This is a genomic window from Streptomyces sp. NPDC001617 (genome assembly GCF_053596855.1).
This window is the reverse complement of record NZ_JBSFHA010000013.1, coordinates 60,862-80,171: the sequence shown is the minus strand read 5'-3', so window position 1 is coordinate 80,171 and position 19,310 is coordinate 60,862. Positions and strand designations below refer to the sequence as shown.

At 70.9% G+C, this 19,310-nt stretch carries 18 protein-coding genes; 8 read left to right on the top strand and 10 right to left on the bottom strand.

Annotated elements, in window-relative coordinates:
* The first annotated feature begins 15 nt into the window (after positions 1-15).
* Together ACWC09_RS12965 and ACWC09_RS12960 are read left to right on the top strand one after the other, a co-directional pair.
* A complete protein-coding gene (locus ACWC09_RS12965; RefSeq protein ID WP_450850572.1) occupies positions 16-1,365 on the top strand; it encodes an amidase in 1,350 nt (449 codons plus the stop codon).
* A 93-nt stretch (positions 1,366-1,458) separates the two neighbouring features.
* Positions 1,459-2,097 (top strand): LysE family translocator, encoded by a 639-nt coding sequence (locus tag ACWC09_RS12960; protein ID WP_450850571.1) that lies wholly within the window; start codon positions 1,459-1,461, stop codon positions 2,095-2,097.
* Between the two features lie 23 nt (positions 2,098-2,120).
* Here ACWC09_RS12960 and ACWC09_RS12955 read toward each other — a convergent pair whose 3' ends face one another.
* Together ACWC09_RS12955 and ACWC09_RS12950 are read right to left on the bottom strand one after the other, a co-directional pair.
* Positions 2,121-2,603 (bottom strand): N-acetyltransferase family protein, encoded by a 483-nt coding sequence (locus tag ACWC09_RS12955; protein ID WP_450850570.1) that lies wholly within the window; start codon positions 2,601-2,603, stop codon positions 2,121-2,123.
* A 54-nt stretch (positions 2,604-2,657) separates the two neighbouring features.
* On the bottom strand, positions 2,658-2,831 hold the full coding sequence (locus ACWC09_RS12950; RefSeq protein WP_450850569.1) for a hypothetical protein: 174 nt from the start codon (positions 2,829-2,831) through the stop codon (positions 2,658-2,660).
* A 370-nt stretch (positions 2,832-3,201) separates the two neighbouring features.
* Between ACWC09_RS12950 and ACWC09_RS12945 the strand changes: the two genes are divergently transcribed.
* The 4 genes from ACWC09_RS12945 (at position 3,202) to ACWC09_RS12930 (ending at position 6,845) form a co-directional block, all read left to right on the top strand.
* Positions 3,202-4,308, top strand: a complete 1,107-nt coding sequence (locus ACWC09_RS12945) for an ABC transporter ATP-binding protein (RefSeq protein ID WP_450850568.1) — start codon at positions 3,202-3,204, stop codon at positions 4,306-4,308.
* A 17-nt stretch (positions 4,309-4,325) separates the two neighbouring features.
* The gene (locus ACWC09_RS12940) at positions 4,326-5,513 is read left to right on the top strand and encodes a permease (RefSeq protein WP_450850567.1); all 1,188 of its coding nucleotides are present in this window, start codon (positions 4,326-4,328) and stop codon (positions 5,511-5,513) included.
* A 95-nt stretch (positions 5,514-5,608) separates the two neighbouring features.
* Positions 5,609-6,004 (top strand): HD domain-containing protein, encoded by a 396-nt coding sequence (locus ACWC09_RS12935; protein WP_450850566.1) that lies wholly within the window; start codon positions 5,609-5,611, stop codon positions 6,002-6,004.
* Positions 6,005-6,029: 25 nt separating this feature from the next.
* A complete protein-coding gene (locus ACWC09_RS12930) occupies positions 6,030-6,845 on the top strand; it encodes an SDR family oxidoreductase (protein WP_450850565.1) in 816 nt (271 codons plus the stop codon).
* A 17-nt stretch (positions 6,846-6,862) separates the two neighbouring features.
* On the opposite strand, the gene ACWC09_RS12925 is transcribed toward ACWC09_RS12930, so the two are convergent.
* The 4 genes from ACWC09_RS12925 to ACWC09_RS12910 form a co-directional block, all read right to left on the bottom strand.
* Entirely contained in the window at positions 6,863-7,096 is a 234-nt protein-coding gene (locus ACWC09_RS12925) for a hypothetical protein (RefSeq protein ID WP_450850564.1), read from the bottom strand.
* A gap of 79 nt (positions 7,097-7,175) precedes the next feature.
* A complete protein-coding gene (locus tag ACWC09_RS12920) occupies positions 7,176-8,669 on the bottom strand; it encodes an SDR family NAD(P)-dependent oxidoreductase (protein ID WP_450850563.1) in 1,494 nt (497 codons plus the stop codon).
* A gap of 135 nt (positions 8,670-8,804) precedes the next feature.
* Complete coding sequence (locus ACWC09_RS12915; RefSeq protein WP_450850562.1) at positions 8,805-10,139, bottom strand: wax ester/triacylglycerol synthase family O-acyltransferase; 1,335 nt, start codon at positions 10,137-10,139, stop codon at positions 8,805-8,807.
* Between the two features lie 281 nt (positions 10,140-10,420).
* A complete protein-coding gene (locus tag ACWC09_RS12910; RefSeq protein ID WP_450850561.1) occupies positions 10,421-12,736 on the bottom strand; it encodes a GH92 family glycosyl hydrolase in 2,316 nt (771 codons plus the stop codon).
* Between the two features lie 264 nt (positions 12,737-13,000).
* Between ACWC09_RS12910 and ACWC09_RS12905 the strand changes: the two genes are divergently transcribed.
* Positions 13,001-13,387 carry a hypothetical protein gene (locus ACWC09_RS12905; RefSeq protein WP_450850560.1) on the top strand — a complete coding sequence of 129 codons (387 nt, stop codon included), beginning with the start codon at positions 13,001-13,003 and terminating at the stop codon, positions 13,385-13,387.
* A gap of 12 nt (positions 13,388-13,399) precedes the next feature.
* Here the strand turns inward: ACWC09_RS12905 and glgC are convergent, their stop codons facing one another.
* The 3 genes from glgC to ACWC09_RS12890 form a co-directional block, all read right to left on the bottom strand.
* Complete coding sequence (gene glgC, locus ACWC09_RS12900) at positions 13,400-14,620, bottom strand: glucose-1-phosphate adenylyltransferase (RefSeq protein ID WP_450850559.1); 1,221 nt, start codon at positions 14,618-14,620, stop codon at positions 13,400-13,402.
* A gap of 94 nt (positions 14,621-14,714) precedes the next feature.
* Positions 14,715-15,866 carry a glycogen synthase gene (gene glgA, locus ACWC09_RS12895; protein WP_450850644.1) on the bottom strand — a complete coding sequence of 384 codons (1,152 nt, stop codon included), beginning with the start codon at positions 15,864-15,866 and terminating at the stop codon, positions 14,715-14,717.
* Positions 15,867-15,904: 38 nt separating this feature from the next.
* A complete protein-coding gene (locus tag ACWC09_RS12890) occupies positions 15,905-16,624 on the bottom strand; it encodes a (2Fe-2S)-binding protein (protein ID WP_450850558.1) in 720 nt (239 codons plus the stop codon).
* 210 nt (positions 16,625-16,834) lie between these two features.
* On the opposite strand from ACWC09_RS12890, the gene ACWC09_RS12885 reads away from it, so the two are divergent.
* Positions 16,835-17,944 (top strand): DMT family transporter, encoded by a 1,110-nt coding sequence (locus tag ACWC09_RS12885; RefSeq protein ID WP_450850557.1) that lies wholly within the window; start codon positions 16,835-16,837, stop codon positions 17,942-17,944.
* On the opposite strand, the gene ACWC09_RS12880 is transcribed toward ACWC09_RS12885, so the two are convergent.
* Complete coding sequence (locus ACWC09_RS12880) at positions 17,934-19,073, bottom strand: transglycosylase family protein (protein ID WP_450850556.1); 1,140 nt, start codon at positions 19,071-19,073, stop codon at positions 17,934-17,936. The two genes, ACWC09_RS12885 and ACWC09_RS12880, sit on opposite strands and share 11 nt — an antisense overlap.
* Between the last annotated feature and the right edge of the window lie 237 nt (positions 19,074-19,310).

Here is a 19,310-nt window from a genome sequence, read left to right as displayed (position 1 = left end):
AGTAAAGGAGCGCCCGTGACCAGCTGGGTCGGCCGGAGTGCCACCGAGATCGCCGCCGCCGTACGCGAGAAGCGGGCCACGCCCCGGGAGGTGGTGGCCGGGCATCTCGACCGGATCGAGCGGCTGGACGGACGGGTCGGAGCGTTCCGGGTGGTGCGCGCGCAGGCGGCGCTCGCCGAGGCCGACGAGGTGGCCTCACGCGCCGATCTGGCCGAACTGCCCCTCGCGGGCGTGCCGGTGGCCGTCAAGGACAACCTGGCGGTGCGCGGCGAGTCCACCCGGGTCGGCTCCGCCGCGACACCGGACACGCCCGCCGCCGAGGACCATGTGACCGTGGCCCGGCTGCGGGCGGCGGGCGCGGTGGTCGTCGGTCTGACGAACGTCCCGGAACTGTGCATCTTCGGCACCACGGAGGGCGTGCACGGCACCGCCCGCAATCCGTGGGACCTCACCCGCACGGCGGGCGGCTCCTCGGGCGGCAGTGGCGCGGCCGTCGCGGCCGGCTTCGTGCCGATCGCCCTCGGCAACGACGGCATGGGCTCGCTGCGCATCCCGGCGGCCAACTGTGGCCTGGTCACCATCAAGCCGGGCCACGGCGTCGTCCCGGCGGGCATCGGCGACGGCGACTGGTTCGGCATGTCGGAGAACGGTCCGCTCGCGACCACGGTCGAGGACGCCCGTCTGATGCTGGCGGTCCTCGCGGACACGGACACCGAGGCCGTACGGGCGCCCGAGCCCGCCGTACGCAGCATCGCCGTCTCACTGCGCAGCCCGCTGACCGGCGTCGCCATCACCAAGCCGTACACGACCGCGGCCCGCGACGCCGCCGGCGTCCTGATCAAGGCCGGCCACCAGGTCCGTCGCGCCGACCCGCCGTACCCCCTCTCCCTGAGCACGACCTCCCTCGCCCACTGGACGGCGGGCACGGCCGTCGACGCCCAGGGCCTCGACCCGCGCCTCCTCACCCGGCGCACCCGCGTCCACGCCGCCATCGGCCGCCGCTTCCTGAACAGCGTCCGCACCAGCGACAGCCGGGACCGGCTGCGCCGCCGCATGGAACCGTTCTTCGCCGAGTACGACGTCCTGCTCACCCCGGCGCTGGCCCGCCGCTCCCCCAAGTCGGTGGCCTGGCACGAGCGGGGCTGGCTGCCCAACATCCTCGCCAACACCAACTACTCGCCCCTCACTCCGCCCTGGAACCTGACCGGCTGGCCCGCGATGTCCGTCCCCTTCGGCACCCTGCCCTCCGGTGCCCCCACCGCCGTACAGCTGGTGGGCCGCCCGGGCTCGGAGGCCCTGTTGCTGGAGGTGGCGGAGCAGCTGGAGAAGCTGCATCCGTGGCAGCGGACGGCACCTCTGGACTGAGGCCCGCGCCGGCAGGCCACCGACCGAAGCGGGTGAGCGGGGACCGGGAAAATAGGGCTGAGGGCCGACCCCTGCCCGTGCTTGCATGGACCCATGATGTCCACCGACCGTCTGCTCGCCTTCGCGGCGCTGTCCTTCCTGCTGATCGTGATCCCCGGTCCGAGCGTCCTGTTCGTGATCGGTCGGGCCCTCGCGCAGGGACGCCGGGCGGCGCTGACGACCGTCGTGGGCAACACGCTCGGCGCCTACCTGCTCGTCGTGGCCGTGGCGGTCGGCATCGGCTCGGTCGTGGAGCGTTCGGTCCTGGTCTATACGGCGCTCAAGCTGGCGGGCGCCGCGTACCTGGTGTACCTCGGCGTCAAGGCATGGCGTGAACGCGGCTCCCTGCGGGCCGTGTTCACCGGCGCCGGATCCGCCCACAGTGCGCTGCGCACCTTCTGGGAGGGGTTCGCGGTGGGCGTCACCAACCCCAAGACGATCGTCTTCTTCGCGGCCGTGCTGCCCCAGTTCGTCGACCGGGGCGCGGGCCATGTCACCCTGCAGATGCTCCTGCTCGGCCTGGTCTTCAACGCCATCGCGGTGGCCTCCGACAGCGTCTGGGGCCTGGCCGCGTCCACGGCCCGCGACTGGTTCGCCCGCTCCCCGCACCGCCTCTCGCTGATCGGCGGGGTCGGAGGCCTCACCATGATCGGCCTGGGTGTGACGGTGGCGGTGACGGGGCGCAAGGACTAGGGCGACTCCCCCCGAAGCGTCCTCTACAGCGCCCGGTACATCACATGCAGCCCGACCCGTCCGTGGCGCGGGTGCTCGAACGCCTCCGGCACCGTCCCGAGAATCTCGAAGCCCAGCGACAGCCACAGCTTCACCGCCGGGTTGGTCTCCACGACCGCGTTGAAGACCATTCCGCGGTAGCCGTCGGCCCGGGCCGCCTCGACGACGTGCTCGGCGAGGGCCCGGCCGATGCCACGGCCTGCCTGGTCCGGGTCGACCATGAAGCCGGCGTTGGCGATACGCGCGGCGGGGCCGCCGTAGTTGGGGGTGACGAAGGCGGAGGCGACGATCGCGCCGGTCTCGTCCTCGACGACGTAGACCCGCTTGGCCGGGTTCATCCACAGGGACCGGGCCGCCTCCTCGGAGGTGGCCCGGTCCCAGGTGTAGGTCTCACCGGCGGCGACGATGCGGTGCCAGAAAGGCCAGATCCACGGCCAGTCCTCGGCCGCGGCTTCTCTGATCTGCATGGGCGCGAGTCTGGCACGCCCATGCGGTCGGCGATCGCGAGGGTCCTGCGGGGGTCAGTCGACGCTGGGCAGGATGTGGGGCTCGGCGAGGTCGTCCTCGTAGCCCGCCAGACGGATCGGGGCCGCGTGGGCCCAGACTTCCAGGCTGCCGAGTTCGTCCGACCGTCGGCCGGGGCGCTCCGTGCGTTCCTCGGGGCGCTGTTCGCGATTCGTCTTCTCCGGTGTCACCGCGCACTCCTTATGTGTCGGGTCACCCTCGGGGCGTGCCGGCCACTGGCGGTCCGGCGCCTGACGCCCGCTCGGGTGTGAGTCGAAAGCAGTTCGGACGCGGTGGCGCCGGTAACTCGTGTACGAGCAGGCCGTTGTCGGCTCGCCCCGGGACGGACGTGGGTGTGGGTGGGACCCGGTGGTGCTGTCCGTCCGCTCCAGATTAACCAAATGAGCGGCACCCCGCTCTATGGGGTTGAAAACTTGGGGTTACTGTCGTGAGACGCCCTGTTTCATCCCCATCTCCTTTCACTCATTCGGTCTAGAGTCGTGCCGAGGGGCAACACCCGTTCCACTCTGGGTTCCAGGACCTGTGCGGGAGGGGGATGTCATGGCGTCCGTCACCTTCGAGAAGGTCACCCGGCGCTTCCCGTCGGGCGACCGGCCGGCCGTCGACTCGCTCGACCTCGAGATCGAGGACGGCGAGTTCATGGTGTTGCTCGGACCTTCCGGGTGCGGGAAGTCGACCTGTCTGCGGCTGCTCGCCGGACTGGAGGACGTCGATGCGGGGTCCATCCACATCGGCGTCCGGGACGTCACCCATCTTCCGCCCCGGGACCGGAACGTCGCGATGGTGTTCCAGAACTACGCGCTGTACCCGCATTTGTCGGCTGCCGACAACATCGGCTTCGCGCTGAGGATCGCCCGCATGCCGCGCCGGCACGCCCGCCAGCGGGTCGAGTTCGCCGCGTCCGTCCTCGACATCGAGCAGTACCTGGAGCGTAGGCCCAGGACGCTGTCGGGCGGCGAGCGGCAGCGGGTGGCGACCGGGCGGGCACTGGTGCGGGATCCGCGGGTCTATCTGATGGACGAGCCGTTGTCGAATCTCGACGCCCGGCTGCGGGTGGAGACCCGGGGGCAGATCGTCCGGATGCAGCACCATCTCGGCATCACCACGGTGTACGTGACGCACGACCAGACGGAGGCGATGGCCATGGGCGACCGCCTCGCCGTGCTCAGGGGCGGGGTGCTGCAGCAGGTGGGCCGGCCGAGGGAGGTGTTCGCGCATCCCGCCAACACGTTCGTGGGCGGCTTCATCGGCTCGCCGGCGATGAACCTGTTCCGGCTGCCCCTCCGCGCCGACGGCGTCCGGCTGGGCGGCCTGGACGTGCCGCTGCCCCGCTCCGTTCTGAGGACCGCCGCGGCCGAGGGCGCCGACGCGGTCGTGCTCGGCGTCCGGCCCGAGCGGTTCGAGGTCCTCCCGGCGGAGGACCGTACGACCCCCGGGCTGGACCTGGTGGTCGAGGCGGTCGAGGACACCGGAGCCGTCGTGTACCTGCACACCACCGCGGGTCCGACCGACGAGCTCGGGCATCTCGTCGTCCGGCTCCCGGGACGGCCGACGCACGGCAGGGGCGCCTCCCTGCGCGTGACGGTCCACGCGGACGACCTGCACTGCTTCTCGGCCGTGACGGGCAGGTGCTACCGATACCCCTAGGGGGTACAGTCGTCCGCATGTCCGCGATCCTCCACGCACTGTCCATCGCCGGTTCGATGACCTGGGAGATCACCTGGGCCCTGGTCCTCGGCTTCGCGCTGTCCGCCGTGGTCCAGGCGGTGGTGCGCCGCTCCACCGTCGTCCGCCTCCTCGGCGACGACAGCCCCCGCACCCTGTCCCTCGCGGCCGGCCTCGGCGCCGCCTCCTCGTCCTGCTCCTACGCCGCCGTGGCCCTGGCCCGCTCCCTGTTCCGCAAGGGCGCGAACTTCACCGCCGCCATGGGCTTCGAGATCGCCTCCACCAACCTGGTGGTCGAACTGGGCGTGATCCTGGCCCTGTTGATGGGCTGGCAGTTCACCCTGGCGGAGTTCGCGGGCGGCCCGATCATGATCGTGCTGCTGGCCGTGCTGTTCCGGCTCTTCCTGCGCGAGCGCCTGCTGCGGCAGGCACGCGAGCAGGCCGAGCGCGGGGTGGCCGGTTCCATGGAGGGTCATGCCGCGATGGACATGTCGGTCGGCGGCGAGGGGTCGTTCGCACGGCGGCTGCTGTCGCGGGACGGGTTCACCTCGGTCTCGCACGTCTTCGTGATGGAGTGGGCGGCGATCCTGCGCGACCTCGTGGTGGGCCTTCTGATCGCGGGCGCGATCGCCGCCTGGGTGCCCGACTCCTTCTGGCAGTCCTTCTTCCTGGAGGGCCATCCGCTCGCCGCCAAGCTGGTCGGCCCGCTCCTCGGACCGCTGGTGGCGATCGCCTCGTTCGTCTGCTCGATCGGGAACGTGCCCCTGGCCGTCGTCCTGTGGAAGGGCGGCATCAGCTTCGGCGGCGTGGTCGCCTTCATCTTCGCGGACCTGTTGATCCTGCCGATCCTGAACATCTACCGGAAGTACTACGGCCTGCGGATGACCGCCTTCCTGCTGGCCACCTTCTACACGGCGATGGTCCTCGCGGGCTACGCCGTGGAGCTGGTCTTCGGCGGCCTCGGGCTGGTCCCCGACCAGAGCACGGCGAAGATCCCGGACGAGGGGATCTCCTGGAACTACACGACCTGGCTCAACATCGCCTTCCTGCTGCTGGCCGCGGTGCTGGTCTGGCGGTTCGTGCGGACGGGCGGGGCCGCGATGCTGCGGATGATGGGCGGAGCGCCGCCCGCCGAGCCGGACACCGCCCCCGCGCACCATCACCATCACCATCACGGACCGCAGTGAAAGGGCCACGCAGTTCAAGTCCCGTTGGCCGATTCGAAACACGGCCATGATCTGCTGACGGACGGCAACGGCTTGTCCGGCGGAAGGGCTGACGCATGGAGCTGCGCAGTGTCGAAGAGCTGATGGATCTGCTGTACGCCTGCCGGTACCAACACGCGCTGCGCACCGCCGCACTGCTGCGCCGCAGCCGCCCCGCCGACAAGGAGCTCCAGGTCGCGGGGCTGGTGCACGACATCGGACAGTTGCTCAGCCCCGGTGACGAGACCCGCCGGACCGAGTGCGCGGCCGAGGCCGTACGGCCCCTGCTCGGCGAGCGTGTCTACCGTCTCGTACGCCGTCATGGCCCGGCCGGCGACGACGACCTGCTGCGCCTCAGGCTGGCGGACGAGGAGAGCCTGGCCGCCGGGTTCGACGCCGGCGTCCTGGAGGACTGGCGCACCGTCCTGGAACTGGTGGCGGCACAGAACTCCCGCCTCGGGGCTGTCGACTGACGGACCGTCATGAGACGGTACGGCGATGACGTCGTCGTACGCGCAGGACGGGCTGGAGGGCCGGGTCGCCGTGGTGACCGGCGGGAGCCGGGGCATCGGGCGGGCGGTCGCCGAGCGGCTGGTGGCCGCCGGTGCGCGGGTGTGCGTGACCGCGCGGGACGCGGACGAGGTGCGGCGTACGGCCGCTGAGCTGGGCGGTGTGGGGGTGAGCGGCAGTGTCGGCGATCCACGGCATCTGCGGGAGGTCGTCGACAGCGCTCTGGGCGCGTTCGGCCGGATCGACGTGGTGGTCAACAACGCCGCGACGAACCAGCCGTACGGGCCGCTGATGGAGGCCGATCCGGGGACATGGCGGGAGGCCTTCGTCGTGAACGTCGAGGCGCCGCTCAGGCTGGTGCAGGGTGCCTGGCGGGCGTGGATGCGGGAGCATGGCGGCTCGGTGGTCAACGTCTGCACGGAGGGGGCCGCACATGTCGGGCCGAACGTGGGGGCTTACGGCACCAGCAAGGCGGCCCTGCTGCATCTGACCCAGCAGCTCGCGGGCGAGCTGGCGCCGAAGGTGCGGGTGAACTCCGTCTCCCCCGGGCTCGTGCGCACCGAGATGGCGCGGTTCGTGTGGGAGCCGGACGAGGAGCGGGTGGCCGCCGGGCTGCCGCTCGGGCGGATCGGGGAGCCCGACGACATCGCACGGGCCGTGGTGTGGCTGGCCTCGGACGCGGCGCGCTGGATCACCGGCGCCGATCTGCTGGTGGACGGCGGCACACGCGTGAGGACGGCGCACCCCGGAGCGGGGTACGCCGTCCATGACTCTCTTCGCTCATACGCACCACCTCGCTCGTGACGGTGGCTGGGGCTCCCTCACGGGAACAGTGCGATCCCCACGAGGATCAGCAGGATGATGCCGGCGACGAGCGCGACCGTGGCCCACGTGCCGCGGTGCTTCACCGGCATGGTGGGCCCGCCTCCGCGGGGCCTGTCCTCCGGCAGTACGGCGTGGTCCGGGCGGTCGCTGCCGTAGAACTCCTCGTCCGTCGGGTAGCGGTTGCGCGGATCGTTCTGTGCGCGTGGATCAATGCTGTGTGGACTGCCCATGGTCACTCCCTGGCGCGGTACTCACCAGGGTCCGGGTTCCCGACGGGCGCCGGTACACACGTCACGATCGGTGGTGCTTTCACCACTTTCCGGGCGCGTAGTCCTTCAGGAAGACGCCGTACAGGTCCTCGCCCTGCTCGCCGCGCACAATCGGATCGTAGACCCGGGCGGCCCCGTCGACCAGATCGAGCGGGGCGTGGAAGCCCTCCTCGGCCAGGCGCAGCTTGTCGTAGTGGGGGCGCTCGTCGGTGATCCAGCCGGTGTCGACGGAGGTCATGAGGATGCCGTCGGTCTGGAACATCTCCTGGCCGCTGGTCCGGGTGACCATGTTCATGGCGGCCTTGGCCGCGTTGGTGTTCGGGTGGCCCGCGCCCTTGTAGCCGCGGCCGAAGACGCCCTCCATCGCGGAGACGTTCACGACGTACGCGCGTCCGCTCCGCGCCTTCTTCGCGGCGGCGGCCATCACCGGGCGCAGCGCGCTGATCAGGATGAACGGCGCCGTGTAGTTGCACAGCTGGGTCTCGAGGAGCTCCACCGGGGAGATCTGCTCGATGGTCTGCACCCAGGTGTTGGTGTCGACGACGTCCGGGACGAGGCCGCCCGCGTCGATGGCGGTGCCGTCGAGGTGCCGGGCGACGCTGGCGTTGCCGGCGACCAGGGCCAGATCGGCGACCTGCTGGGCGTCGAGGCCGCTGGTGCCGAGGGGCAGGGCCGCGAGGCCGTCGACCGCGCCGGAGTTGAAGGCGCCGATGACGTGGTGGGCGGGGAGTTCACCGGCGGGCAGCGGGGCGCTCTCGCCGTCGACCAGGGCGGCGTAGGCGGAGGGCAGACGGCGTACGGTCTGTGTCGCGTTGTTGACCAGGATGTCGAGCGGGCCCGCCTCGGCGACCTGCTCGGCGAGGGCCACGGCCTGGGCCGGGTCGCGCAGGTCGATGCCGACGACCTCCAGGCGGTGCATCCAGTCCGCGGAGTCGTCCATGGCCTTGAAGCGGCGGATGGCGTCCTTCGGGAAGCGGGTGGTGATCGTGGTGTGCGCGCCGTCGCGCAGCAGCCTGAGCGCGATGTACATGCCGATCTTGGCGCGACCGCCGGTGAGCAGGGCGCGCTTGCCGGCGAGGTCGGCTCGGACGTCGCGCTTCGTCCGGTTGAGGGCGGCGCAGTCCGGACAGAGCTGATGGTAGAAGTAGTCGACTTCCACGTACCGGGTCTTGCAGGTGTAGCAGGAGCGCGGGCGCTGGAGTATCCCCGCGATCCGGCCCTCCTCGGTGATCGACGACGGGAGGATGCCCTCGGTCTCGTCGTCGATGCGCTGGGCGGATCCGGTCGCGGTGGCCTCGGTGACCGCCTTGTCGTGGGCGGTCTTGGCGGCCCGGCGCTCCTGGCGGCGCCGCTGCTTGACCGTGCGGTAGACGCCGGCGGTGGCCCGGCGCACGGCGATCGCGTCCGGGTGGTCGACCTCCAGCTCGTCGAGCTCGTCGAGCACGCTGAGGCAGACGGCGAGCCGCTCCGGGTCGATGCCGGGCCCGTAGACCACCTCGTCCGTGGTCGCCGAGCCTTCCTCTGTCACCGTCATCGCGCTGCCGTTTCCCTGATCACCCGAGCGGCGCTCCGATCGCACCCGCTGTCGAACAGCGAATTTTACGGAGCGCCGGGCCCGTCCTCCAAACCCGCTCGCGAGTGAGCCGCAGGGGTGCGCCGGAAACGGAGCTCAGGAACCGCATGCGGTGATCAGCGTCTCCACCTCCGCGGTGAGCGCCGCGGCCAGGCGGTCCAGGTCCGGTACCGCCTTCGCGTCCGCCACGAGCCCGTAGTGGACGTGTCCGCGATACGTCGACACCGCCACCGCGAGGGCCTGGCCGCGGGCCAGCGGGGCGAGCGGGTAGACCTCGGTGACCGGGTTGCCGCCGAGCTTCAGGCCGATGCTGGGCAGCGGGACGCTGGTGACCAGGATGTCGAACCAGAGCCGGGCCGCCTGGCTGACCAGGGGACCGCCGAGCCGGTGGGCGAGCGGGGGCACATGGTCGGCGAGCAGGGCGACGGCGCCCGCGCCCCGGTTGGGGCCGGCGTCCTTGTTGCGGTCCATGGCGGTGCGGACCGTACCGAGACGGCCCAGCGGGTCGGGGTCGTCGACCGGGAGCCGCATCAGGTAGCCGGAGAGCCGGTTGCCCTGTGGGTGGGCGGTGCGCGGGCGGCGCTTGGAGACGGGGATCAGGGCGCGGGGCGCGACGCCCTCGCTGCCGTCGCCGCGCTCGTCCAGCCAGCGGCGCAGGGCGCCCGCGACGACCGCGATCAGCACGTCGTTGACGGTGCCGCCCTCGGACTTGCGGATGCGGTGCACGTCGTCGAGGTCGAGAACCACGCCGGCGGTGCGGCGGGTGCCGGTGGCCTCGGCGGCGAAAGCGGGCGAGGAACGCACCGCCAGGCTCGACACGGCCACGGAGGCGCCGATGTCGAGAGCGCGCCCCACGTCGGACACGGCGCCCCTCACCAGCCCGGGCAGCTTGCGCACATCGGGCAGCAGCCCGCCCTTCGGCTCCTCGGGGCGGGGCTTGCGGACCGGCATGTCCATCGGGTCCAGGACGGCGGCGGCGAGCGCCAGCGCGCGCAGCCCGTCGGCCAGGGCGTGGTGGAACTTGAACAGCACGGCGAAGGAGGTGCCGTCCTCCCCCGGCAGCACATGCGCCTCCCACGGCGGCCGGCCGCGCTTCAGCGGACGCTCCATCAGCCGGCCCGCGTCCGCGTGGAAGTCGGCGGTGGGGGCGTGCAGCCGTACGTGGTGGAGGGGATCGAAGTCGGGGTCGGCCTCGCGGGTGGCACCACCGAAGGCCGACGGCCGGAAGGAGAACGGCTGCCATACGTCCCGGATCCGCATCCGCAGTCCGGGCACCGCCGCGGCCCGGGCCGCGAGGAGGTCGGCCGCGTGGGCACCCGCGGCGGGCGAGTGGGCCGAGAAGACGCCGAGTGCGCCGAGGTGCATGGGATGTTCGGCGGACTCGATGTTCCAGAAAGCCAGGTCGAGAGGAGCGAGCAGGTCAGATGTCAATGGCTTGCCTCGCGTCGACGACGGGTGAGCAAGCAGTCAACCCCCCGCAGGTGATTACGGTCAAGTACGATCAAGCTACGCACAGTTAACAACGGATTAAGTCCCGTCGCACGGCGGCGGGTGTGACCCATGGGACACCTGTGGTCACACCCGTGCGGGTGATCCGGTCACGGCCCAGTCAAGCGGGCATCGTCGAGCAATGGGGCCGGCGTCCACCAGTACGCCGTGCTGCCCGCGCCCCGCCGCGACGAGCGGGGCCGGGACTCGTCAGGCTTCCGGCGTCACTTCAGCGCAGGCGGTGCGGCCTGTGCCGAGGTGCCCCACTCGGACGGGCGCGGGCCGACGGTGAAGTCGAGCGAGTGCAGGGAGCGGAGGTCGGCCGTCGTCACATAGGTGCGGGCGTGCGGTGTCCCGTCCGTATGGACCGACTGGATGTAGCGGTCGGTGGCGGAGGTGCCGGGAGCGGTGATCGTGAAGGTGCCGTGCGGGTAGTACCGGCGGTCCAGGGCCAGGTCGACCCGGTCGAAGACCGGCGTGGACAGGCCCCAGGTGTCGTAGCCGGGCTGGACCGGGAAGATCCCGATGGACGACAGCACGTTCCAGGCGGACATGGTGCCGAGGTCGTCGTTGCCGGTCATGCCGGTCGGACCGTCCGTGAACAGGGTCAGCGCGGCGTGCACGACGTCGGTCGTCTTCCAGGGCTGACCGGTCGACAGATAGGTGTACGGGGCGATGAGGTCGGGCTCGTTCTGCGGGTTGTACCTGTCGGCGTTGTAGTAGGCGTACGGTCCGTTGACCCACACCTCGCGTGCCGTCCTCGCCGGGTCGGCCAGCAGCCGGTCGTAGGCGAAGAACGAGTCGAGCCGGGTGTTGGCCGCCTGCTCGCCGCCGATCAGGGCGACCATGCCCGGCAGGTCCTGCGGCACCAGCCACTGGTACTGCCAGGACGTGCCCTCGTGGAAGCCCACGCTCTGCGCCGGGTCGGCCGGTCCGGCGAAGGCGCCGAAGGCGTCGCGGGCGCGGAAGAAGCCGGTCGAGGGGTCGAAGATGTTGCGGTAGTTCTGCGAGCGGGCGGCATAGCGCGCCGCGTCGGCGTCATGACCGAGGTCGCGCGCCATCTGGGCGAGCATCGCGTCCGACAGGGCGAACTCCAGGGTGGCCGAGGCCCCCTGGTGGTAGTCGGAGTCGCCCATCTTCGTCTTCGGCCGGCCCTTGACGTACGGGGCGAACCCGTCCGCGATGTACTCCCTGTTGCTCTCCCGGCCCACGTACATCGAGTCGACGGGCGGCACCCCGTCGGCGTTCCGCCGCAGCGCCCGGTAGGCCTGTTCCTCGTGCCCCTTGAGCAACCCCTGCTGATAGGCGTTGGTCAAAAACGGTGTGACCGGGTCCCCGGTCATGATGTTCGTCTCGACCGTGCCGTAGCCCCACTTGGGCAGCCAGCCGCCGTCCTCGGAGATCCTGATCACCGAGAGGGCCATGTCCCGGGCCTCGCGCGGCGCGAGGAGGGACAGCAGTTGGGACTGGGTGCGGTAGGTGTCCCACAGGGACCAGTTCTGGTAGTACGTGAAGCCCCTGGCGCGATGGATGCCCAGGTCCCAGCCCCGGTAGCGGCCGTCGGCATCACTGCCGATGTTCGGTGCCAGGAAGGACCGGTACAGGGACGAGTAGAAGGTCCGGCGCAGGGTCTCGTCGCCGCCTTGGACGCGCACCAGGTCGAGCCGCGCCGCCCAGGCCCGCCGGGCCGCCTCGCGCACGGTGTCGAAGGACCGCCCGCCCTCGGCACTCAGGTTGGCCGCCGCGCCGGCCGGGTCGACGTACGACAGCGCGGTGGTCGCCTGGACGGTACGGTCCTCGGTCGTGTCGAAGCGGACATAGGCGCCGCCGGCTCCCGTCCTGGCGCCCGCCGTGACCGTGCCGCCGTCCCAGGTGCCGTAGGCGGTGAAGGGCCGGTCGAAGCGGGTGACGGTGTAGACGGTGTACGGCTTGGTGTCCTGGCAGAAGCCATGACCGCTGATCTCGGTGCGCACGGTGTGGTCGTCGAGGATCTCGACACTGCTGGAGACCATCTTGTGCAGCGCCTGGCCCGCGTTCAGCAGCACGTTGGCCTTGTCGGTGGCGGGGAAGGTGTAGCGCTGCACGCCGGTGCGCGCGGTCGCCGTCAGCTCCGCCTCGATGCCGGTCTTCAGGCCGACCCGGTAGTAGCCGGGGCTCGCCGACTCGTCGTCGTGGCCGAATTCGGCCGCGTACCTGGCGTCGTCCGTCTGTGTGACGTCACCGGTCGTCGGCAGCACCGGCAGGTCGCCGCCGATGCGGCACCCGACCCCCGAGAGGTGGACCAGGGAGAAGCCGCGGATGTGGGACAAGGAGTAGTCGTAGCCCGTGTTGTGGCCGGTGTCCGGCGACATCTGCACCATGCCGAAGGGCACGGCCGCGCCGGGAAAGGTGTTGCCTTCGTTCTCGGTGCCGATGAACGGGTTCACCAGATCGGTGAGTCGGCCGTTCCTCGGCTCGGCCGCCCGGGCGGCGGGAGCGGCGAGCAGCGCGGACGCCACCACCCCCGCCGTGCACAGACGCAGACGCCGGGTCCATCTCATGTCGGAAAGCCTCCGGAGCGTGAGACATCGTTGTCTGCATGATCCGGTCAGATGGTCAGTTGCCCGTGCATCCCACGGGGTTCGGCTGCGACGCGTCGCGGATCAGGGCCTGGACGGCCCCGTTGCTCCTCTCGCAGGTCAGGGCCCGCACCTCGATAGGCGTGATCGTCAGGGACATGACAAGTTGATCGGACCCGGCGAGTGGCCCCCTCACCGGCACCGGCGAAGAATGGGGGTGTCACTCGGCAGAAAGGGGTGAGGGAGATGTCGAAGGTATCCAGGGAGACGGCCAGCCAGGGCGGCGACTTCGGAATCGTTCTCGACCGGTCGGAGGAGTTGGACGACTACACGGTGGACTTCATCACCTTCCGCGAGAACGTCGATCACACGCCTCTGCTCAAGGGACTGCCCGACGACCGGTGCCAGTGCCCGCACTGGGGCTATGTCTTCAAGGGGCAGCTGGCCTTCCACTACGCGGACCACGACGAGGTCTACGAGGAGGGCGACGCCTACTACGCACCGCCCGGTCACGTCCCCGTGCGCACCGCGCCCGGCACCGAGGCGCTGCAGTTCAGCCCGACCCGGGAGATGCGGCCCACGACCGACGCCATCATGAAGAACTTCCGGGCCATGCAGGAGTCCGCCGGCTGACCGGAGCGGCGCCTACGAGACGATCTGCCCCTTCCCCAGCGCGATCACCCCGCCCTTGGAGACGGTGTACAGCTCCGCGTCCCGTTCCGGGTTGACGCCGATCGTCGCGCCCGGCGGTACCTCGACGTTCTTGTCCAGGACCGCCCCGCGCACGACCGCGCCACGGCCAATGTGGACGTTGTCGTGCAGGATCGAGCCCTGGACCACCGCTCCCGGGTCGATCCTGACGCCCGGCGACAGGATGGAGCGGGTGACCTGGCCGCGGATGAGGCAGCCGGCGCTGATGATCGACTCGCTGGCCATGCCGCCCGCGTTGAAGCGGGCCGGGGAGAGCTGGTTGGCGTGGGTGTAGATGGGCCACTGACGGTTGTAGAGGTTGAAGGCGGGGCGCTCGGCGATCAGGTCCATGTGGGCGTCGTAGTAGGCGTCGAGGGTGCCGACGTCCCGCCAGTAGCCGCGGTCGCGGTTGGTCTCGCCGGGCACGTGGTTGGCGCTGAAGTCGTAGAGCTGGGCCTCGCCGCGGTCGGTGAGCTGGGGCAGGATCGAGCCGCCCATGTCGTGCACCGAGTTCTCGTCCTCGGCGTCCCGCTGCAGCGCCTCGATCAGGGCCTTGGTGGTGAAGATGTAGTTGCCCATCGAGGCGAAGACCGTCTCCGGGTCGTCGACCAGTCCGGGCGGGTCGGCGGGCTTCTCCAGGAAGCGCTCCACGGTCAGACCGTCCGAGCCCGGGGTGATCACGCCGAACTGCGAGGACTCGGAGCGCGGGACACGGATGCCGGCCACCGTCACGCCCGCGCCGCTCTCGATGTGCTGGTTGAGCATCTGCCGGGGGTCCATGCGGTAGACGTGGTCGGCGCCGAACACCACGACGTACTCGGGGCTCTCGTCGTGCACCAGGTTCAGGGACTGCAGGAGCGCGTCGGCGCTGCCCAGGTACCAGCGCGGGCCGAGCCGCTGCTGGGCCGGGACCGGGGTGACGTAGTTGCCCAGCAGGCTCGACATCCGCCAGGTGGTGGTGATGTGCCGGTCCAGCGAGTGCGACTTGTACTGCGTCAGCACGCAGATGCGCAGGATGTCGCCGTTGACCAGGTTGGACAGCACGAAGTCGACGAGCCGGTACGTACCGCCGAAGGTGACGGCGGGTTTCGCGCGGTCCGTTGTCAGGGGCATCAGGCGTTTGCCTTCTCCGCCCGCCAGTACGATCCCGAGCACCGAAGGTCCGCCACGACGCATGGCCGCTCCCCTCACCGTGGTTGATCCATCCTTGCCCCTGAGCAGAGCGGTGTAAGCCTGTTCGAGGAACTCCCGACTGTTCTGTTTCCGCTTTCTACTCCTGCTTGAGGATCTCCTCGTAAAGCCGGACCGTACGGCGGGCGACGGCATCCCAGCCGAACTCCTCCACCGCGCGCTGCCGTCCGGCCTCACCCATCCGCCGGGCCACCTCCGGATCGCCGACCACCGCGTCCAGCGCCCGCGCCAGGTTCGCCTCGAAGTCGTCGTCCACGTCGACGAGCAGACCGGTCCTGCCGTCGTCCACGACCTCGGGGATGCCGCCGATCCGGGAGGCCACGACGGGTGTGCCGCAGGCCATCGCCTCCAGGTTGACGATCCCGAGGGGTTCGTACACCGAGGGGCAGACAAAGGCGGCGGCGTGCGTGAGGAGTTGGATCACGTCGGGACGCGGCAGCATCTGCGGGATCCAGTGCACGTGCTCGCGCACCCGGCTCAGCTCCTGGTAGAGCTCGCGGAACTCGCGGTCGATCTCCGGGGTGTCCGGTGCTCCCGCGCACAGCACGACCTGGACGCCCGGGTCGATGTCCCGGACGGCGCGCAGCAGGTGGGGCACGCCCTTCTGCCGGGTGATCCGGCCGACGAACAGGAGGTAGGGGCGGTCGGTGTCGAGGCCGATGCGGTCGAGGACGTCGGTGCCGGGGTCGGGGCGGTACAGGGTGGTGTCGATGCCGTTGTGCACGACCTGGACCCTGGCCGGGTCCAGCGTCGGATAGCAGCTGAGAATGTCCTCGCGCATCGCGCCGGAGACGGCGATCACCGTGTCGGCGGTCTCGATCGCGGTGCGCTCGGCCCAGCTGGACAGGGCGTATCCGCCGCCGAGTTGCTCGGCCTTCCAGGGGCGCAGGGGCTCCAGCGAGTGCGCGGTCATCACATGCGGTATGCCGTACAGCAGCTTGCCGAAGTGGCCGGCGAGGTTGGCGTACCAGGTGTGGGTGTGGACGAGCTCGCGGCCTTCGAGGCCGGCGGCCATGGCGAGGTCCACGGAGAAGGTGCGCAGCGCGTCGTTGGCGGTGTCGAGGGCGGCCCAGGAGCGGTGGCGTACGACGCCCACTCCGCGGCCCTCGCCCCAGCAGTGCACCTCGAGGTCGACCAGGGAGGTCAACTCCCGGGCGAGGAACTCGACATGGACGCCCGCGCCGCCGTACACATCCGGCGGGTACTCCCGGGTCAGCAGTCCCACTCGCACCCGCAACCCCCATGTCTTGACGACCGGCTCCCTCATGGTCACCCAGATGAGCCGCGCGGGGAAGAGCGCGGCGGTCGTGTGAAGCAACAGTCACCACACGTTCCCCCGCCGGGCACCCGATAGTAGAGGCAGCAGCTGCGGCGCCGGAAGGCGGTGCCGGTGAGGGTACCGGTGCCGGACAGGAGGGGGTGGGCGAGGAGTGCGACGGTGAGGGGGCGCGCCGCGGCACCGAGTTGCCGGGCGGTTCCGGTGAGCGCGGAGGCAGCGTTGCCCCACAGCAGACCGGGAGCGATCCGGTAGTGCGCGCGGAGGGCCGCGGCCAGCGGTTCGAGGTGTCCGCGCAGGACCACGTCCACGAGGGTCGCGGCGTCGGCGGGCCGCGGCCGGACCTGCGAGAGCCACAGGTCGTCGGGGGCGCTCGCGCCGGGGTCCCAGTGCAGCGACCCGGGGTCGAGGTCGGGGACTCGACCGTAGGAGACCGCGCAGCCCAGCGTCACCGACCACAGCCGGGCCGCGAGCCCCTGCTGGAAGATGGAGGCCGCGATCCGCAGCTCGGGGGCACGCAGAGCGGCGGCGACCTTTTCCACACGGAAAGTAATAGAATTTCCGTAAACCTCCGATGGCCGATTTTCGTACACCTGCGCGAGCGTCGGCAGTGGTCCGCGTGCCGCTCCGCCCGTGCGTAGTACGAAGAAGCCGCCGAGCGGCGTGAGGGCGGCGAGATCGGGGTCGAGGTCCACGAGGAGCAGTAGTACCAAGGCCCCTAGGGGATGCCTCCAGGGGGTGTCCGCCTCCTGTCGCCCACCCTGGGGAGGACAGTGCCCGATTCGTACTCCATCGGCAGTAGGACCCAATGCCTGCTCAGGGACGACGACGGGAACAGATCGACAGGGCATCGTGTTCGTTATGAAGGCCGACCGTTCGTCGCGCAGGGGTCACCGCCCCCGCCTCACGCAGAGGAGCAGCTCATGAGCGCCCTCGCGTTGTCCGTGATCCTGTCCCTCGTCTCCGCCGTCGCCTACGCCGGCGGGGCGATCGTGCAGGAGCACGTGGCGGTGTCCTCGCCGGGCGAGCAGTACGCGCCGCTGCGCCGGCCGACCTGGTGGGCGGCGGTCGCGCTCAACGGCCTCGGCGGGCTGCTGCACGTGGTGGCGCTGGCCTACGGCCCGCTGAGCCTGGTGCAGCCGCTGGGCGCCCTGACGATCGTGTTCGCGCTGCCGATGGCCGCGCTGTTCGTGGGCCGCAAGGCCGGCGCCACCGCCTGGCGGGGCGCGATCATGGCGACCGTCGGCCTCGCCGGTCTGCTCGCCCTGGTCGGCTCCTCGGACGGGCATTCACTGGACACCGCCCAGCGGGTGGCCGTCGCCGTGGTCACCGGCGGCGTGGTCGTGGCCCTGATGATCGCGGCCCGGGCCGCCCACCGGCACCCGGCGGTGCGCAGCATGCTGCTGGCGACCGGGTCCGGCATAGCGTTCGGCATGTCCTCGGTGTTCACCAAGACGGTCGCGGTCGACTGGACCGGCGGGGTCACGCTCTCCGACCTGCCGTCCCTCGCCGTGATCGGCGTCTTCGCCACGGCCGGCATGCTCCTCTCCCAGGCCTCCTACCGCGGCGCGGGCCTCGCGGCCCCGCTGGCCACCCTGACCGTCGTGAACCCGGTGATCGCGGCCGCGGTCGGCATCACGATGTTCGGCGAGACCTTCCGGTACGGCTCCACGGGCACCGCGCTGGCCCTGAGCTGCGGCGTGGTCGCGGCGGGCGGCCTGATCCTGCTCACGACGGAGCGGCTGGCCCGCAGCACCGCGGAGCCGGAGGCGGCCGAGCCCGTCGGCGAGCCCACGCCCGTCGAGGAACTGCTCGCCGAGCTCCCCGAGCAGCCACTGTCCGTGCCCCGGGAGGCGGTCCTGGTACCGGCCCAGGTCGGACCGTCGGTCCTGGAGGTCTCGTACGACGAGTCCGCCGAGGACGACGAGCTGCTCACCGACCCCACCCGGTACCGCTTCTACGGGCCCTTCTACGGCGGCTCGTACGTCCCGGTGCCGGTCGCGGACCGGCACCGGGAGCGGGTCAGATCCTGACGCCGCCGGCCCTGAGATAGGCGACAGGGTCGATGTCCGAACCGAAGCCGGGCCCCGTCCGCACCTCGAAGTGCAGATGCGGGCCCGTCACATTGCCCGTGGCCCCCGAGCGGCCGATGCGCTGCCCCTCGCCCACGCTCTGCCCGGCCCGCACGGAGATCGCCGACAGATGGCCGTACTGCGTGTAGCGCCCGTCGGAGTGCCGGATCACCACCTGGTAGCCGTAGGACCCGCCCCACCCGGCGCTGACGACATGGCCCGCCGCGACCGCCTTCACCGAAGTGCCGGTGGGGACGAGGAAGTCGACGCCGGTGTGGTAGCCCTTCGACCAGGAGGAACCCGCCACGTGGTACCCGGTGCCGATCGCGGCGTTGACCGGGGCGACCAGGGAGTGGCGGGTGCCGGTCTTCTCCTCGGTGTGCACCTCGGTGTGCGAAGAGGCCTTCTCCGTCGAGGACTTGGAGCTTCTGTGGGTCGTCGGCGCGGCGGCCTTGCCGTGCAGGTTCAGGCGCTGGCCCGGCAGGATCAGGTCCGGATCGGATCCGATCGTCCTGCGGTTCGCGGCGTACAGACGCTGCCAGCCGCCCGGCAGATGCTCGGTCTCGGCGATCTGCGAGAGCGAGTCCCCGCGCACCACGGTGTACATCTCGGCCGTGCCCGCCCTCGACTGGGGCGTGGTCTGCGGCTGTACGTCCTTGACCGAGGTCTTCCTGGTGCTCACGTCCGCGGTGTGGATGTCCGGGGTGTTCCCGCCGCGCGTCAGCCCGGCCTGCACCGAGCAGACCGGCCAGGCCCGCGGCCCCTGCCCGTCGAGCACCTTCTCGGCCACGGCTATCTGCTGGTCCTTGGTGGCCAGATCCGCCCGCCGGGCGTACTGGGCGCCGCCGTACGCCTCCCAGGTCGACTGGGTGAACTGCAGGCCGCCGTAGAAGCCGTTGCCGGTGTTGATGCTCCAGTTGTTGCTGGACTCGCAGGCGGCGACCTTGTTCCAGGTGGACACGTCGGCCGCGTGGGCGGTGCCGGCGCCGATCAGCGGGATCGCCATGCCGGCGCTTCCGGCCGTGACGGTCAGTGAGGCCCGGTTGATCCTGTTCGGCTGATACCGGCGGTGCCGGCCGCGTACGGCCATGAAGATCCCCCTCGACATGCGTCAGGAGGGCCAAAAGTAAGCGCCCCGAACAGGCCATGACAAGACGGCAATTCGGCCGTGCTGTCTCCCGGGGAAACAGGAATACACCGCAGTTGCGGAAGTGCTGAGGCAGGTGGGGCCGGTCGTGCGTATCAGGCTGCGGAACAGCGGGCGACCCGGACACGCGCTCGGCGTACCGGCACGTCAGGATGGTCGGTGGGGCGATACTGACGGGCA